The organism is Rahnella sp. RFA10(1/100), from assembly GCF_004195115.1.
In the GTDB taxonomy this organism is placed as follows: Bacteria; Pseudomonadota; Gammaproteobacteria; order Enterobacterales; family Enterobacteriaceae; genus Rahnella; species Rahnella perminowiae.
The window spans coordinates 98305-115425 of record NZ_SEWR01000007.1 but is presented as its reverse complement, the minus strand read 5'-3'; the positions used below and the strand labels follow the sequence as shown (position 1 = coordinate 115425).

Genomic DNA, 17121 nt, shown 5'->3' with positions numbered 1-17121 from the left:
GTTGTCAGTGGTCAGGATATTCCTGCACCGTAACCTGCAATGTCAGTTTCTGACCATCACGCATAATTTCTACCGGAATGACGGTTCCCGGACGAATTTCTGCTACCTGATCCATGGTCTCGATAGCGGAAACGGCCGGTTTGTTGTTGACGTTAATAATCACGTCTCTGACCTGCATACCCGCATTTGCCGCCGGGCCATTTGGCGTGACTTCGTTCACCACAATTCCCTGAATATGATCCAGCCCGCTGTTCGGCCCGTGCAGAGGGGAAACTTCACGCCCGCTGATCCCGATATAACCCCGAATAACACGGCCATCACGAATCAGCTTGCCCATGACTTTTGTCGCCAGTGCGGTCGGGATAGCAAAGCCGATGCCTTCCGGCGTGGCGCCGTCATTACTTTGGTCAAAGGACAGCGTATTAATCCCCATCAGTTCCCCGAGCGAATTCACCAGCGCACCGCCGGAGTTCCCCTGATTGATCGAGGCATCGGTTTGCAGAAAGTTCTGGCGGCCGGACGGGCTGAGGCCAATACGACCGGTGGCGCTGATAATGCCCTGTGTGACTGTCTGACCGAGGTTATAGGGGTTACCGATTGCCATCACGACATCACCGACATGCGGGGTACGATGTGGATTAATCGGGATGACCGGCAGATTTCCGGCGTTGATTTTCAGCACGGCCAGGTCAGTCAGGCTGTCAGAGCCGACCAGCAACGCTTCGAATACGCGGCCATCCTGCAAGGCGACGATAATTTGATCGGCATTATTGATCACGTGTTTATTGGTGAGGATATAGCCGTTATCATTCATGATCACACCGGAACCCAGTGTGCGGATGGCCAGTTCGTTCTGTGTACTGTTACCCATGTTGCGGTTATAGACATTCACCACGGCCGGAGCAGCATGGCGGACGCCTGAGTTATAACTGACGGGTTCTTCGCTGTTCTGGGCGAAGTTTTTGTCAAACAGCGGTTCTGTGATGTTTTTACGCAACATAGGTACCGCCGCCAGCAAAATGCCAGCAACAATCAGGCCGATAACAGCGGATCTCAAGAGCTTAACAAACATGGGTGTATGGGATGCGAGATAAAAGTGAGGGAAGAATAGCATGACTTAATCGGACGCAGCAGCACCTGCGTCCGATTTTCAACGCTTTACGGCATGAATAAGTAGATATTTTGTCCTTTACGCAAGATGCTCAGTGCGATCAGGTCCGGTTTGCTTTCCAGAATTTTGCGGAAGGCTGCCAGATTTTCGAGCGGCTCGCGGTTGACACCAATAATCACATCACCTTTTTCAAGGCCGATCTGGTCCGCCGGCGTGCCTTTCTTCACGTCATCGACATGCACACCTTGGGTCTTTTTATCGGTGGTATCACTGAGCGTCACACCCTGTAATGCCGGATTGAGTTTCTCAATGCTGACTTCCACAGCCGGGCTTTTATCCAGCGTGACACTGACAGTCATCGGTTTGCCATCGCGCAGCAAACCAATCTGCATCGTGACTCCCGGGCCGGCAGTGCTCACTTTCGCGCGTAACTCAGCAAAGCTGCTCAGCGTTTTACCCTGCAGGGTAATCAGCACGTCACCCGGTTTAATACCGGCTTTTGCCGCTGCCGAATCCGGCAACACCTCGTTGACGAAAGCGCCGCGCTGGCTGTCGAGTTTGAATGCCTGTGCCAGTTCCGGTGTCATTTCGCTGCCGCGGATCCCCAGCAGGCCGCGTTTCACTTCGCCAAATTCAATCAGCTGATGGCTGAGATTCTTCGCCATGTTCACCGGAATAGCAAAACCGATACCGACACTGCCACCCTGCGAGGAAATGATGGCGGTGTTGATACCAATCAGTTCACCTTTCAGGTCGAGCAGCGCGCCACCGGAGTTACCGCGGTTAATCGACGCATCAGTCTGAATAAAGTTTTCCAGCCCTTCAAGGTTCAGGCCGCTGCGGCCAAGGGCAGAAACAATGCCGGATGTCACGGTCTGGCCGAGCCCAAACGGATTACCCACGGCAACGGCAAAATCGCCTACACGCAGGTTATCGGAATCCGCCATCGTAATTTGTGTCAGATTTTTAGCATCAATCAGCTGGATCACCGCGATATCGGACTGATCGTCTTTGCCGATGAGTTTGGCTTTGTATTCGCGGCCATCGTTGAGCTGAACGTTGATTTTATCCGCGTTGTTCACCACATGATTATTGGTGAGCACGTAGCCTTTGGCGGCATCAATAATGACACCGGAACCCAGCCCTTCAAAAGGCTGCGGCCCCTGATTGGGTTCCGGATCCTGCTGACCGAAGAAGAACTTGTATTCTGGTGGTACATCCGCACTTGGCGGCTGGGTGCCGGAAACCTGAACGCCCACGACGGCGGGTAATACTTTTTCCAGCATCGGTGCCAGACTTGGCAAAGGTTGTCCCTGAACTTCCGTTGGTAAAGCCGCATTCGCCATAGGCGCAGAAGCGAAAGTTAATCCAAGGCTAACAGCTAACACACTGAGCAAAAATAACTTTTTCTTCATCACGATAACTCTCTCGCTTTCTGTAATGGACGTCAGTTATGGATAACAGAACGGTGATTCACAACACGGGAAGGGTCTTGAGAACGGCACACGCACGGGACATGTGCCGTAACTGCATAACGATTGTTGTGCAGGTCAGGGGCGTCTGTTATTTACGAACCTGACGCTCGCCACGCAGCAAACCGGACGCGCCGTCAGAATAATCGCGTGGCATTTGCACCGGCACCTGATCATTATCGGCTTCAGAACCGGTCAGACGATAATTAAACGGATTATCCTGCTCAGGCATATCGGGCAGTAAATTGTTGGAGCTTTTAGCCATGTGCTGATACAGCTGACGGTAATCCGTCGCCATGTTATCGAGCAACTCTGCGCTGCGGGCAAAATGGCCCACCAGCTCCTGACGGTATTCGTCGAGTTCGGCTTTACTTTTCTCCAGTTCGTTTTTCATGACTTGTTGATCACGTAATTTACGATTACCAAAGCGCATCGCCACCGCACCAATTGCGATACCGACCACTAATCCAATGAGTGCATACTCCCAGGTCATAATGACTCCTATTTTGACTTCGTTGTCCCGCAGGGCTTTTTCACGTAACTTTTATGACTTAACTTTTTTACACAATGGTTTTAACGTAATTGTTACACGCATGCGTCATGCAATAGCTCCACTATAACCGTTAACCTTGTCAGAGTGGAATCCTGCGGGGAAAATCACTGCCATCTGTTGGTTTTTTCATACACAGACAGCCGGGAAAAGCGGCGAATCCACGGCAAAAAAGCGGCTAAACGACGTGAAAAACATAAAATTTTTTTCTCAGGGACGTTAACGAAGATGCAATCTCAATCACCCCTTTTTCTTTATCAGAACGCTGTGGATGCCGGTGAGTTCCAGGCGGATGCCGTTCAGAAACAAGCTGTCGCACAGCTCGATACGATTTACCAGGCATTGTCCGCGCAGCCCCTGACACGTCCCCGGTCTGCCAGCCGTGGCGGGTTGCTGAGTCGTTTGTTTACCAAAAGTCCGCAGAAAACCCCTTCGCGACCGGTACAGGGGCTGTATATGTGGGGCGGAGTGGGGCGCGGCAAAACCTGGCTGATGGATTTGTTTTTCCACAGCCTGCCCGGTGATCGCAAGCTTCGCCTGCATTTCCACCGTTTTATGTTGCGCGTCCATGAGGAACTGACGCAACTTCAGGGGCAGGAAGATCCGCTGGAAGTGATCGCGGACCGCTTTAAAGCAGAAACCGATGTGCTCTGTTTTGATGAGTTTTTTGTTTCGGATATTACCGATGCGATGCTGCTGGCGACGTTATTGCAGGCTCTGTTTGCCCGGGGTATCACGCTGATTGCGACATCAAATATTCCGCCTGATTTGCTGTACCGCAACGGCCTGCAACGGGCACGGTTCCTGCCTGCGATTGATCTGATTAAAGAATACTGCGATGTGCTCAATGTGGATGCAGGTATCGATTACCGTTTGCGCACGCTGACGCAGGCCAATTTATGGCTGACACCTGCGGGGCCGGAGACTGCTGACGCGATGCATTCAATGTTAGGGAAACTGACCGGCAATCACAGCGGTGCGCAGATGGGCGAAAGACCGCTGCTGGAAGTGAATCATCGTCCGCTGCAGGCTATTGCCGCCGTTGATGGCGTGCTGGCGGTGGAATTTCATACCTTATGTGAAGAGGCGCGCAGCCAGCTCGATTATATTGCGCTGTCGAAAATCTATCACAGCGTACTGCTGCACAATGTGCCGGTGATGGGCGCAGACAGTGAGAACGCAGCCCGGCGTTTTCTGGCGCTGGTCGATGAATTCTATGAGCGCCATGTAAAACTGGTCATTTCCGCCGCCGTCCCGATGTTTGACATTTATCAGGGCGAACGGCTGAAATTCGAATATCAGCGTTGTCTGTCACGTCTGCAGGAGATGCAGAGCGAGGAGTACCTCAGACGGCCGCATCTGCCGTGATTTTTTGTGTGGTTATTTTTTGATCAGTTCGTGGTATAAAAAGCGTCAGTAAAGCCTGCAGGGTGAACCCTCAGAAGGCGGGGAGGGAAATCTTCCTTTTTGTCGAAAAAGGGTTCGATCTTTGTAGGAGACTTCTCTATAATCTTGCGACCCCACGTTACTACAAAGTTTTTTTCCCGAAACTTTATAAGTGCCAGCATTGGCTATTCGAAGGGGTAGGTTTGCTGGACGATGGTCGTGTGAACCTCAAATACTTATTTTATAAACAAGTAAGCGTTCGGGTGTTCGCCAACGTGTAACTTTAATTGGGTAAGCTTTTAATGAAAACTTTTACAGCTAAACCGGAAACCGTACAACGTGACTGGTTCGTAGTTGACGCTACCGGCAAGACCTTAGGTCGCCTGGCCACTGAACTGGCCCGCCGTCTGCGTGGCAAACATAAAGCGGAATACACTCCGCACGTTGATACTGGTGATTACATCATCGTTCTGAACGCAGAAAAAGTTGCTGTCACTGGCAACAAGCGTAACGACAAGATTTATTACCATCACACCGGCCACATCGGTGGTATCAAGCAAGCGACCTTTGAAGAGATGATCGCTCGCCGTCCTGAACGCGTGATCGAGCTCGCGGTTAAAGGCATGTTGCCAAAGGGCCCGTTGGGTCGTGCAATGTACCGTAAAATGAAAGTTTACGCGGGTAACGAGCACACTCATGCGGCGCAACAACCGCAAGTTCTTGACATTTAATTCGGGATTATAGGCAATGGCTGAAAATCAATACTACGGCACTGGTCGCCGCAAAAGCTCCGCCGCTCGTGTTTTCATCAAACCGGGTAGTGGTAACATCGTAATTAACCAGCGTAGCCTGGAACAGTACTTTGGTCGTGAAACTGCCCGCATGGTAGTTCGTCAACCACTGGAACTGGTCGACATGGTTGAGAAATTCGACCTGTACATCACCGTTAAAGGTGGTGGTATCTCCGGTCAAGCTGGTGCTATCCGTCACGGTATCACCCGTGCACTGATGGAATATGACGAAAATCTTCGTGGCGAACTGCGTAAAGCAGGCTTCGTTACCCGTGATGCTCGTCAGGTTGAACGTAAGAAAGTCGGTCTGCGTAAAGCACGTCGTCGTCCTCAGTTCTCCAAACGTTAATTTTCTGCTGCTTTTGCAGCTCAGTGCTTCGGCACGAAAATCAGCGTCAAAAACCCGGTGTTTCACCGGGTTTTTTTATGTCTTTTTTTCGGTAATTGCGGAAGAAAATGATCTCCTGACACACAATTCGCCATGAAATCGTTTCACCGTGCCCCACAGCCTGCGTAAAATCTGGTAAACTATCACACACTTTTGTACCTGTTCGCCGAGCAGTTGACGTTGCCGCGCTTCCTGGCTGGGTTCGCCTTGCCGATGGTTGTCTATGAAACTACGGGACAAAAACTGCAGGCTGGCGATAACTCGCTGTAATATTCTAGATAAACTTGGAGGTTTTCATGGCTGTCGCTGCCAACAAACGTTCGGTAATGACGCTGTTTTCCGGCCCGACCGACATTTTTAGCCATCAGGTACGTATCGTACTGGCGGAGAAAGGTGTCAGTGTCGAGATCGAGCAGGTTGAGATGGATCACCTGCCGCAGGATCTTATTGACCTCAACCCTTACCGCACTGTACCGACGCTGGTTGATCGTGAACTGACCCTGTTCGAATCCCGCATCATCATGGAATATCTTGATGAGCGCTTCCCGCACCCGCCGCTGATGCCGGTTTATCCGGTTGCCCGTGGTGAGAGCCGTCTGATGATGCACCGCATCGAAAATGACTGGTATTCGCTGATGCGTCAGATCGAGCAAGGTTCGGCAAGCGAAGCCGATGCCGCGCGTAAGCAATTGCGTGAAGAGCTGCTGGCTATTGCGCCAATCTTCTCATACATGCCTTACTTCAAGAGCGAAGAGTTCAGCCTGGTCGATTGTTACCTGGCTCCGCTGCTGTGGCGTTTGCCGGAACTGGGTATTGAACTGGCAGGTGCCGGTTCTAAAGAGCTGAAAGGTTATATGACTCGCGTCTTCGAACGAGATGCTTTCCTGGCTTCCCTGACCGAAGCAGAGCGCGAAATGCGTTTGCATACCCGAGGTTAAGGTATGGAGATGACCGACATGTCTCCGCGTCGCCCCTATCTGCTGCGGGCTTTTTATGACTGGTTGCTCGACAACCAGTTAACCCCGCATCTGGTGGTTGACGTAACGATGCCAGGCGTGATGGTGCCGATGGAGTTTGCGCGTGACGGACAAATTGTCCTGAACGTTGCGCCGCGTGCTGTCGGCAATCTCGAACTGGGTAACGATGACGTACGCTTTAATGCCCGTTTTGGTGGCGTACCGCGTAACGTGTTTGTACCAATTGCCGCTGTTCTGGCGATTTATGCCCGCGAAAACGGTGCCGGTACCATGTTCGAACCGGAACCAGCTTATGAAGCCGAAGGTGCCTTTGAGGGGGATCTGAGCGCTGATGAGCCGGCAGAACCGACGATGTCAGTCATTGATGGCGATTTGCCCGATGTGGCTGAAGAAGATCCGAACGATGAGCCGCCAACGCCGCCACGCGGTGGTCGTCCGGCACTGCGCGTAGTGAAGTAACAACCCACTCACTCCGGTTCCGTGCTTAAACCCTGCGTTGTTACGCGGGGTTTTTTATTGCCTTCAGTCCGCTGACTTCTCCTTCCGGCAGTGCAGATTTGCTGTGTCATCATTGAACACGTTATTCGCTTGAACCGAAGCTGAGCCTGACGCTATGAGGATATTCGACGAATAACCGGCAGAAAAGGGGATGTCATGAGGAATTCTTTTGAGTTATGCGTAAAAAAGGTCTGCCAACCATTGTTAGCAGACCTTTTTATGAGGCGATGGATCAGACTTCGAGGAAGTTCATGATGCCTTCTGCTGCTTTACGGCCTTCAGCAATAGCGGTCACCACCAGATCGGAACCGCGAACCGCATCGCCACCGGCGAAGATTTTCGGGTTGCTGGTCTGGAAGGCATTGTCGCTGCCTTCCGGTGCCACGATACGCCCCTGGGTATCCAGCTCAACGTCGTGGGCTGCCAGCCATTCCATTTTATGAGGACGGAAACCAAACGCCATCACCACGGCATCGGCTTCCATTACATGTTCGGAACCCGCCACGATTTCAGCACGACGACGACCATGAGCATCCGGTGCGCCCAGTTCAGTACGCGCCATGCGTACACCACATACGCGGCCAGAATCGTTCAGTTCGATGCTCAGCGGTTGCAGGTTGAATTTGAAATCAACGCCTTCTTCGCGCGCATTCTTCACTTCACGACGTGAGCCCGGCATGTTCTCTTCATCACGACGGTATGCACAGGTCACGTGAGTAGCACCCTGACGGATTGAGGTACGCACGCAGTCCATCGCGGTATCACCCCCACCCAGCACCACCACACGTTTTTTATCCATGGTGACGTAAGGCTCTTCCTGACTGTCGGCATAACCCATCAGTTGCTTGGTATTGGCGATCAGGAACGGCAGGGCATCGTAAACGCCCGGTGCATCTTCATTCGCCAGACCACCGCGCATTGACTGATAAGTCCCGACGCCGAGGAACACAGAATCGTATTCCGCCAGCAGTGCATCAATGGTGACGTCTTTGCCGACTTCAGTATTGAGCTGGAACTCGATACCCATCTCAGTGAAGATTTCACGACGTTTGGTCATCACCGATTTTTCCAGCTTAAAGGCCGGGATGCCGAAAGTCAGCAAGCCGCCGATTTCCGGATGGCGATCGTAAACCACCGCTTTCACACCGTTGCGGGTCAGGACATCAGCACAGGCCAGACCCGCCGGCCCTGCGCCGATAATCGCCACGCGTTTGCCGGTTGGCTGTACGTGAGACATATCCGGACGCCAGCCCATCTCAATGGCTTTATCGTTAATATAGCGTTCGATGTTACCGATGGTCACTGCACCGAACTCATCGTTCAGGGTGCAGGAACCTTCGCACAGACGATCCTGCGGGCAAACACGCCCGCAGACTTCCGGCAGGCTGTTGGTCTGGTGCGCGAGATCTGCCGCTTCCATGATGCGGCCTTCGTTCGCCAGCTTCAGCCAGTTCGGAATATAGTTATGTACCGGACATTTCCATTCACAGTAAGGGTTACCGCACGACAGACAGCGGTCTGCCTGTGAGGCGGCTTGCGTCGCTGAGAACGGCTCATAAATTTCCACAAACTCAATTTTGCGGATCTTCAGCGCTTTCTTAGGCGGATCAACACGCTGTAAGTCGACAAATTGATAAACGTTTTGACTCATCTTAACCTCTTACTGCGCTTGTACCCGCAGCTCAGCTGCGGAACGACTACGGTGACCCAACAATGCTTTGACATCACTGGACTTCGGTTTTACCAGGGCAAATTTAGGCGCCCACTCCGGCCAGTTCGCCAAAATCTCTTCACCACGGGTCGATGCGGTCAACTGTACGTGTTCGATGATCAAACCGCGCAGATGCTCTTCATGGATAGCCAGATCGGCCACTTCCAGGACTTCAACCAGTTCCGGGTTAACACGTTTGCGGAATTCGCCATCTTCATCAAGGACATAAGCGAAACCACCGGTCATGCCTGCGCCGAAGTTGACGCCGGTACGGCCGAGCACACACACAATACCACCGGTCATATATTCACAGCCGTTATCACCGATGCCTTCTACCACAGTGATAGCACCGGAGTTACGGACAGCGAAACGCTCACCCGCACGGCCTGCCGCAAACATTTTGCCACCGGTTGCACCATACAGACAGGTGTTGCCGATGATGCTGGCTTCGTGGCTGCGGAATGCAGAACCGATTGGCGGACGAATGGCAATACGGCCACCGGCCATGCCTTTGCCCACATAGTCGTTCGCATCGCCGGTCAGCATTAAATCTACGCCGCCAGCGTTCCAGACGCCGAAACTCTGACCCGCGGTGCCATTGAAGTTAATGCGCACCGGATCAGCCGCCATACCCTGATCACCGTGTTTCTCCGCAATCGCCCCGGACAACATGGCACCCACTGAACGGTCAGTGTTGCGGATATCAAAGTAGAACGCTTTGCTCTGCTTCGAATCGATATGGGGTGATGCCTGTTCCAGAATGTCTTTATTCAGCTGACCCTTATCGAACGCCGGGTTGCTTTCTGTGCAGTACACAGATTTACCTTCATGCGGTGTGGCCGTTGCCAGTATCGCAGAAAGGTCGAGATTGTTTTGCTTGGCGGTGAAACCGTCCAGCTCAGTCAGCAAATCGGTACGACCAATCAGATCCACCAGCTGGCTGATGCCCAGCGCGGCCATGATTTCACGGGTTTCCTGGGTAATGAAGCGGAAGTAGTTCGTCACACGTTCCGGCAGTCCGTGATAATGGTTGCGACGCAGTTTTTCATCCTGAGTTGCCACGCCCGTTGCACAGTTGTTCAGGTGGCAAATACGCAGGTATTTACAACCCAGCGCCACCATCGGGCCGGTCCCGAAACCAAAGCTTTCTGCCCCCAAAATCGCTGCCTTGATGATGTCGAGGCCGGTTTTCAGGCCACCATCCACTTGCAGACGAATTTTGTGACGCAGCCCGTTCGCCACCAGCGCCTGTTGTGTTTCCACCAGCCCCAGTTCCCACGGACAGCCGGCGTATTTCACGGAAGACAGCGGGCTTGCGCCGGTGCCGCCATCGTAGCCAGCGATCGTGATGAGATCGGCGTAGGCTTTTGCCACGCCGACGGCGATAGTGCCGACGCCCGGTTCAGAAACCAGCTTCACCGAAATCATTGCTTTCGGGTTGACCTGTTTCAGGTCGAAAATCAGCTGCGCCAGATCTTCAATGGAATAAATATCGTGGTGCGGCGGTGGAGAAATCAGGGTTACGCCCGGCACGGAATAACGCAGTTTCGCGATGTACGGCGTCACTTTGTCCCCCGGCAACTGGCCGCCTTCGCCTGGTTTTGCACCCTGCGCCACTTTGATCTGAATAACATCGGCATTCACCAGATACGCCGGTGTTACCCCGAAACGACCCGATGCAACTTGCTTGATACGGGACACTTTATTGGTGCCGTAACGCGCCGGATCTTCGCCGCCTTCCCCGGAGTTAGAACGTCCGCCGATGCTGTTCATCGCCTCGGCCAGAGATTCATGCGCTTCCGGGCTCAGTGCGCCGATAGACATTGCAGCCGTATCGAAACGGGTAAATAAACCTTCCGCCGGTTCAACCTGATCAACAGGGATCGGCTGGCCTTTAGGCGTGACTTTCAGCAAGTCGCGCAGCGTGGCCACCGGACGTTCGTTAACCAGTTTGGCGTATTTCTTATAATCGTCGTAATCACCGCTGTTGACGGCAGTTTGCAGGGTAGTGACCACGTCCGGGTTATAGGAATGGTATTCGCCACCGTGGACAAACTTCAGCAGACCGCCCTGATCCAACGTTTTGCGTTTCAGCCATGCGCGTTTGGACAGGTTCAGCAAGTCCTGTTCGAAGTCGCTGTAACCGGCACCGCCGATACGGCTGACGACGCCGTTGAAGCAGGTGTTGCACAGATCTTTCGCCAGACCGACCGCTTCAAACAGTTTAGAGCAACGGTAAGAGGCAACGGTTGAGATGCCCATTTTGGACATGATCTTGTACAGGCCTTTATTGATGCCGTTACGGTAATTCAGCATCACTTCACGGTATTTCTTCTCGATGACCTGCGAGTCAACCAGTTTTGCCAGCGTTTCGTAGGCCAGATACGGATAAACCGCTGTGGCACCGAAACCAATCAGCACGGCGAAATGGTGCGGGTCACGGGCGCTGGCCGTTTCAACAATGATGTTGGCATCGCAGCGCAGGCTTTTCTCAACCAGACGCAACTGTAGCGCACCGACGGCCATGGGCGCAGGCAGCGGCAGACGGTTCGGGGCGATGTTGCGGTCAGACAGCACCAGCAGAACCGCGCCGTTACGCACTTTCTGTTCGCCTTCGTCACAGAGTTTCTGGACGAACTGCTCCATATTTTGTTCGGTCGGATCGTACGTGATATCCAGTGTTTCAGCGCGATAATGCTTGCTGTCGAGCGTGGTCAGCTGTTTAAAGTCAGACCACAGCAGGATTGGCGATTTGAAGCTCAGGCGGTGAGCCTGACCTTCGGCTTCGCAGAACACATTCATCTCACGGCCAATGCTGGTCGCCAGAGACATCACGTGGGCTTCACGCAGCGGATCGATTGGCGGGTTGGTGACCTGCGCAAACTGCTGGCGGAAGTAGTCATATACGATACGCGGACGGCTGGAGAGCACGGCAAATGGCGTATCATCGCCCATGGAACCGACGGCTTCCTGACCGTTTTCACCCAGCACGCGGATGATCTGATCGAGTTCTTCACTGCTGTAGCCGAACTGCTTCTGGAAGGTTTCGAGTAACGAATCTTCCAGCTCGCGGCTGCCCACCTGATCTTCCGGCAGGTCTTCGAACGGCACCAGACGCTGGACGTTTTTCTCCATCCATTGTTTGTAAGGGTGACGGCCTTTCAGGTCGTTATCGGTTTCAGCGGAGTGATGAATTTTGCCACTGCGGGTGTCGATCACCATCAGCTCGCCCGGTCCGACGCGGCCTTTTTCGACCACTTCATCAGGCTGGTAATCCCAGATGCCAACTTCAGAGGCACAGGTGATCAGCTTGTCTTTGGTGATGACATAGCGCGCAGGGCGCAGCCCGTTACGGTCAAGGTTACAGGCGGCATAACGACCATCTGACATTACGATGCCGGCAGGACCGTCCCACGGCTCCATGTGCATGGAGTTAAAATCGAAGAACGCGCGCAGGTCGTCGTCCATGTCCGGGTTTTGTTGCCAGGCTGGCGGCACCAGCAAGCGCATGGCGCGCAGCAAATCCATCCCGCCTGCCAGGAACAGTTCGAGCATATTATCCAGCGAGCTGGAATCCGAACCGGTTTCATTCACGAAAGGTGAAGCATCTTGCAGATCAGGGATCAGCGGCGTTTTGAATTTATACGCACGGGCACGTGCCCACTGGCGGTTACCGGTGATGGTGTTGATTTCACCGTTGTGCGCCAGATAGCGGAAAGGCTGAGCCAGCTGCCAGCGCGGTACGGTGTTGGTCGAGAAACGCTGATGGAACAGGCAGATGGCCGATTCCAGGCGCAGGTCGGCCAGATCTAAATAGAAGCGTGGCAGATCCGCCGGCATACACAGGCCTTTATAGATCGTGACCACGTTGGAGAAACTGCAGACATAGAAGTCTTTATCCTGAATGCGTTTCTCAATGCGGCGGCGCGCCATATACAGGCGACGCTCCATGTCACGCGGACGCCAGCCGGCGGGCGCGTTGACAAAAATTTGTTCGATGCGGGGCAGGGAGGAAAGCGCGATTTCACCAAGTACGTCCGGATTAGTCGGAACGTCACGCCAGCCCACCACGGACAGCGTCTCGTTTTGCAACTCTTCTTCAACAATGCGGCGGCTTGCCTCCGCTTCTTTTTCATCTTTGCTGAGGAACAGCATGCCAACGGCATAGTTTTTCGCCAGACGCCAGCCACGTTCTTCGGCAATCATGCGGAAGAAGCGGTCAGGTTTCTGTAAATGAAGGCCACAGCCGTCGCCGGTCTTGCCGTCAGCAAGGATCGCACCACGGTGTTGCATACGGGCCAGTGCGTGGATCGCAGTACGCACGACCTTATGGCTAGGTTCGCCTTCTATATGGGCGATCAGGCCGAAACCACAGTTGTCCCTCTCTTGGGATTTATCGTACAACATTACGTGAACCTCCCCAGGCTCTGCGAGACTCTCACACCAATCACGAGCGGGCTTATACACAGAGGTTTATCCGCAATTTCGCGCACTCTTGCGGTGCGTTGATTGCCCGGACATCTCCGTCAAAGTCCTCTCGTGATGGTTCTCACAAGTGGTGGTTGACTTGTTTTAATGAGGGAGTCTTCAATTACTGCATAAATATGACGAGTTGCTCACCCGTCGAGATTGCTTCCAGCGGACTCCCAACTTAGCGAGAAAGCACAGACAGGTCAAATGGCGATTTAAGTTATATTAAAAGTGATATAAAGCGATTTAACTTATTGAAATATATTTAATTTATGGTGTTTTTATTGGCGTATTTTCGATAGGGTCATGCCCGTAAAGTGTGAGCTGACTCACTATGGGGAAAGCGTAAGATCTCCGCACCATGCTGGCAGGGGCGTAATTACCAGTATTTTATACTGGAAAATGCTGTGCACATGCGGTTTGTCACTGTTTTTAACCTGACAGTAATAATGTGTTAGTCGCGGGTTTGTAATAAGAATTATTCATACTGCCAGGAGTGACTTTATTTGCAGTAATAATGAATAGTTATGCCTGTGCGAAATACGCCGGCAGGGAAGATATTCGGAGGATAAAAGGAAAAAATGTTAGCCGGACGGCAGTTGGCGATGCTTGCGGCCTGATAAAGCCGGCCGATATTAATAATATCACCGCAGATAATAGTCAATACTCTGCCCCCCTTACCTGCATTGCACCATGACAAGCCCCTGCAAGGTGCATCTCGCAAACTTCACGTTCAATTTATGCCCTGCCATCACGCCGGGGAGGTTTTGCGGTATGATTCAGAGGACTTCGTTTTAAGGGAAACGTTATGAAGCAAATCCGGGTTTTAGCGCAGTATTATGTCGATCTGATGGTCAAGCTGGGGCTGGTGAGATTTTCACTGTTGCTGGCATCTGCGCTGGTGGTGCTGGCAATGATTGTCCAGATGGCGGTCACTATGCTCCTGCGCGGGCAGGTTGAGAGTATCGACGTCGTTCGTTCCATCTTCTTTGGTTTGCTGATTACGCCCTGGGCGGTTTATTTCCTGTCGGTGGTGGTTGAACAGCTTGAAGAGTCACGTCAGCGTTTAGCGCGTCTGGTCGATAAACTGGAGGAAATGCGCCACCGAGACCTCGAACTTAATCAGCAACTCAAAGACAATATCACCCAGCTGAATCAGGAAATCGCCGACCGTGTGAAAGCGGAAGAAGCACGTCTGGCGGTGGTCGATAAGCTGAAACTTGAAATGCAGCACCGCGAACAGGCGCAAATCGAACTGAGTCAGCAATCTGCATTATTACGCTCTTTCCTCGATGCCTCGCCGGACCTGGTGTATTACCGTAACGAAGACAAAGAATTCTCCGGCTGTAACCGTGCGATGGAACTGCTGACCGGCAAAAGTGAGAAGCAATTGATCGGCCTGACGCCTAACGATGTTTACACGCCGGATATCGCCGAGAAAGTGGTTGAGACTGACGAGAAGGTTTTCCGTCACAATGTTTCCCTGACCTACGAACAATGGCTGGTCTATCCGGACGGACGTAAAGCCTGCTTTGAATTGCGCAAAGTGCCGTTTTATGACCGCATCGGCAAGCGGCACGGGTTGATGGGCTTCGGACGCGATATTACCGAGCGTAAGCGCTATCAGGACGCGTTAGAGAATGCCAGCCGTGAGAAGACCACCTTTATCTCAACGATCAGCCACGAGCTGCGTACACCGCTTAATGGCATCGTCGGGCTAAGCCGCATACTGCTCGATACTGAACTGGATAAAGAACAGCACAGCTACCTGAAAACTATCCATGTCAGCGCCATCACCCTCGGTAATATCTTCAACGATATTATCGAAATGGATAAGATCGAACGCCGCAAAGTGCAGCTTGATAACCAGCCGGTCGATTTTACCGAATTCCTGACTGATCTTGAAAATCTTTCCGGCCTGCTGGCTCAGCCGAAAGGGCTGAAATTTATCATGGAGCCTGATCTGCCGTTGCCGCGCAGCATTACGACGGACGGCACGCGTCTGCGCCAGATTTTATGGAACCTGATTGGCAACGCCGTCAAATTTACCCGCGAAGGTCAGATTGTACTGAGCGTGCATTATGAGCCGAACGATATGCTGCGCTTTGTTGTGCGCGATTCCGGTCTGGGGATCCCGCAGGATGAGCAGGACAAAATCTTCGCCATGTATTATCAGGTAAAAGATCGCAACGGCGGTAAACCGGCAACCGGTACGGGTATCGGACTGGCGGTGTCAAAACGTCTGGCGCAGGCGATGGGCGGCGATATCACCGTCAGCAGTGTGCCGGGGCAGGGCTCCTGCTTTACGCTGACTGTCCGCGCACCGATGCTGGATGCACCGGCTGATCTGGCCGGTGACGAAGAAGACATGCCGTTACCGGCGCTGCATGTGCTGCTGGTCGAAGATATCGAGCTGAACGTGATTGTGGCGCGTTCGGTGCTGGAGAAGTTAGGCAACAGCGTTGAAGTGGCGATGAACGGCCATGATGCGCTGGAGATGTTTGATCCCGACGAATTCGATCTGGTGCTGCTGGATATTCAGCTACCGGACATGACCGGACTGGATATCGCCCGTAAGCTGCGTACCGATTACGCCGGGCAATCTCTGCCGCCGCTGATTGCCCTGACAGCAAACGTGCTGAAAGACAAAAAAGAGTATCTTGATGCGGGAATGGATGATGTGCTGAGCAAGCCGCTGTCTGTTTCCGCACTGACCACGATGATTCAGCAGTTCTGGGATCATCAGCCTGACGTTTGCGTATTGGAAAAGGAGCCTGTAGTGATGAAAGACAGCGAATCGTTGCTTGATACCGCCATGCTCGAGCAGTACATCGACCTGGTCGGGGCGAAACTGATTTATCAGAGTGCGGATATGTTTGAAAAAATGATGCCGGGCTATCTGGCTGTGCTGGATTCCAACATGACCGCGCGAGATCAGAAAGGGATTGCCGAGGAAGGCCACAAAATCAAAGGGGCGGCCGGTTCCGTTGGCCTGAAACATTTACAGCAACTGGCACAACAGATCCAGACCCCGACGCTGCCTGCCTGGTGGGATAATGTTCAGGAATGGGTTGATGAGCTGAAGGCTGAATGGCGCAATGACATCAAAGTATTGCGTGACTGGACGGCAAACGCTGAAAAAAAATAACCCCAGCCGAGGCCGGGGTGCGCGAATACTGCGCCAACACCAGGGAAAGAGGTAACCCACGATAGTTTTTAGGGTTTGGTTTTCGCAGGTCTTGGAATTCAGTTTTAAAGTCTAATACATCCTGTAGCAATCAACATAACAAATATAAGCAAGGCTGTTACAACATTCATTAAAAACTGTGATGTAGATTAGTCTTTGTCTATACAAAACATCAAGCCTTTATCGCAGGATTTTTCACAGAATACAAATGAAGCCTGTTGATGTTGTATCGGCGACATGCAATTTTGCTTATGGAACTGAACACGAGCAGACTGTTTTACCGGCGGATTTGCGATATGCTCGTTTCTGAAACCGGTTCTATAAAATCTAAAACAATGTATAACTCTTTGTAATATCTGTTTTTATGCTGAATTTTAACGAACTGGCTTTTCGGAAACCCCAAGCGACCTGAAATTTATGTTAAATGAAAAAATTTCACTTAGGTTGATGTGTTTTTTATCTGATAAAAAGTCATCCGGGATGCTGATTTTTATACATCACGGGTAATTTATTTGACTTAGTGCATCCGTTCGCCCATGAATAATCGATGAGAATTGATTCACTTTTGCCGATCTTAATC

11 protein-coding genes are annotated in these 17121 nt (G+C 52.3%); 6 read left to right on the top strand and 5 right to left on the bottom strand.

Annotation, left to right across the window (positions count from 1 at the left end; translation table 11 throughout):
- Positions 1-4: 4 nt before the first annotated feature.
- From degS to zapG, 3 genes are all read right to left on the bottom strand, one after another.
- On the bottom strand, positions 5-1072 hold the full coding sequence (gene degS / locus ETV65_RS19335) for an outer membrane-stress sensor serine endopeptidase DegS (RefSeq protein WP_129954722.1): 1068 nt from the start codon (positions 1070-1072) through the stop codon (positions 5-7).
- Between the two features lie 86 nt (positions 1073-1158).
- Positions 1159-2526: a serine endoprotease DegQ gene (degQ, locus tag ETV65_RS19330; protein ID WP_129954721.1), complete on the bottom strand. Its 1368-nt coding sequence runs from the start codon at positions 2524-2526 to the stop codon at positions 1159-1161.
- Between the two features lie 148 nt (positions 2527-2674).
- Positions 2675-3076: a Z-ring associated protein ZapG gene (zapG, locus tag ETV65_RS19325; protein ID WP_129954720.1), complete on the bottom strand. Its 402-nt coding sequence runs from the start codon at positions 3074-3076 to the stop codon at positions 2675-2677.
- Between the two features lie 285 nt (positions 3077-3361).
- On the opposite strand from zapG, the gene zapE reads away from it, so the two are divergent.
- From zapE to sspB, 5 genes are all read left to right on the top strand, one after another.
- Positions 3362-4501: a cell division protein ZapE gene (gene zapE / locus ETV65_RS19320; protein WP_129954719.1), complete on the top strand. Its 1140-nt coding sequence runs from the start codon at positions 3362-3364 to the stop codon at positions 4499-4501.
- A gap of 320 nt (positions 4502-4821) precedes the next feature.
- Positions 4822-5250 carry a 50S ribosomal protein L13 gene (gene rplM, locus ETV65_RS19310; protein WP_013577239.1) on the top strand — a complete coding sequence of 143 codons (429 nt, stop codon included), beginning with the start codon at positions 4822-4824 and terminating at the stop codon, positions 5248-5250.
- Between the two features lie 16 nt (positions 5251-5266).
- A complete protein-coding gene (rpsI, locus tag ETV65_RS19305) occupies positions 5267-5659 on the top strand; it encodes a 30S ribosomal protein S9 (protein ID WP_013577238.1) in 393 nt (130 codons plus the stop codon).
- A gap of 335 nt (positions 5660-5994) precedes the next feature.
- The gene (gene sspA, locus ETV65_RS19300) at positions 5995-6636 is read left to right on the top strand and encodes a stringent starvation protein SspA (protein ID WP_129954717.1); all 642 of its coding nucleotides are present in this window, start codon (positions 5995-5997) and stop codon (positions 6634-6636) included.
- Between the two features lie 3 nt (positions 6637-6639).
- A complete protein-coding gene (sspB, locus tag ETV65_RS19295) occupies positions 6640-7134 on the top strand; it encodes a ClpXP protease specificity-enhancing factor (RefSeq protein WP_129954716.1) in 495 nt (164 codons plus the stop codon).
- Positions 7135-7405: 271 nt separating this feature from the next.
- Here the strand turns inward: sspB and ETV65_RS19290 are convergent, their stop codons facing one another.
- Together ETV65_RS19290 and gltB are read right to left on the bottom strand one after the other, a co-directional pair.
- Positions 7406-8824 (bottom strand): glutamate synthase small subunit, encoded by a 1419-nt coding sequence (locus tag ETV65_RS19290; RefSeq protein WP_129954715.1) that lies wholly within the window; start codon positions 8822-8824, stop codon positions 7406-7408.
- A gap of 9 nt (positions 8825-8833) precedes the next feature.
- A complete protein-coding gene (gene gltB / locus ETV65_RS19285; protein ID WP_129954714.1) occupies positions 8834-13291 on the bottom strand; it encodes a glutamate synthase large subunit in 4458 nt (1485 codons plus the stop codon).
- Positions 13292-14162: 871 nt separating this feature from the next.
- Between gltB and arcB the strand changes: the two genes are divergently transcribed.
- Positions 14163-16502 (top strand): aerobic respiration two-component sensor histidine kinase ArcB, encoded by a 2340-nt coding sequence (gene arcB, locus ETV65_RS19280; protein WP_129954713.1) that lies wholly within the window; start codon positions 14163-14165, stop codon positions 16500-16502.
- Positions 16503-17121 lie beyond the last annotated feature (619 nt).

Bases quoted from the DNA above. Each gene is read 5' to 3' on its own strand.
- degS (WP_129954722.1), bottom strand. From the start codon at position 1,072: ATGTTTGTTAAGCTCTTGAGATCCGCTGTTATCGGCCTGATTGTTGCT.
- degQ (WP_129954721.1), bottom strand. From the start codon at position 2,526: ATGAAGAAAAAGTTATTTTTGCTCAGTGTGTTAGCTGTTAGCCTTGGA.
- zapG (WP_129954720.1), bottom strand. From the start codon at position 3,076: ATGACCTGGGAGTATGCACTCATTGGATTAGTGGTCGGTATCGCAATT.
- zapE (WP_129954719.1), top strand. From the start codon at position 3,362: ATGCAATCTCAATCACCCCTTTTTCTTTATCAGAACGCTGTGGATGCC.
- rplM (WP_013577239.1), top strand. From the start codon at position 4,822: ATGAAAACTTTTACAGCTAAACCGGAAACCGTACAACGTGACTGGTTC.
- rpsI (WP_013577238.1), top strand. From the start codon at position 5,267: ATGGCTGAAAATCAATACTACGGCACTGGTCGCCGCAAAAGCTCCGCC.
- sspA (WP_129954717.1), top strand. From the start codon at position 5,995: ATGGCTGTCGCTGCCAACAAACGTTCGGTAATGACGCTGTTTTCCGGC.
- sspB (WP_129954716.1), top strand. From the start codon at position 6,640: ATGGAGATGACCGACATGTCTCCGCGTCGCCCCTATCTGCTGCGGGCT.
- ETV65_RS19290 (WP_129954715.1), bottom strand. From the start codon at position 8,824: ATGAGTCAAAACGTTTATCAATTTGTCGACTTACAGCGTGTTGATCCG.
- gltB (WP_129954714.1), bottom strand. From the start codon at position 13,291: ATGTTGTACGATAAATCCCAAGAGAGGGACAACTGTGGTTTCGGCCTG.
- arcB (WP_129954713.1), top strand. From the start codon at position 14,163: ATGAAGCAAATCCGGGTTTTAGCGCAGTATTATGTCGATCTGATGGTC.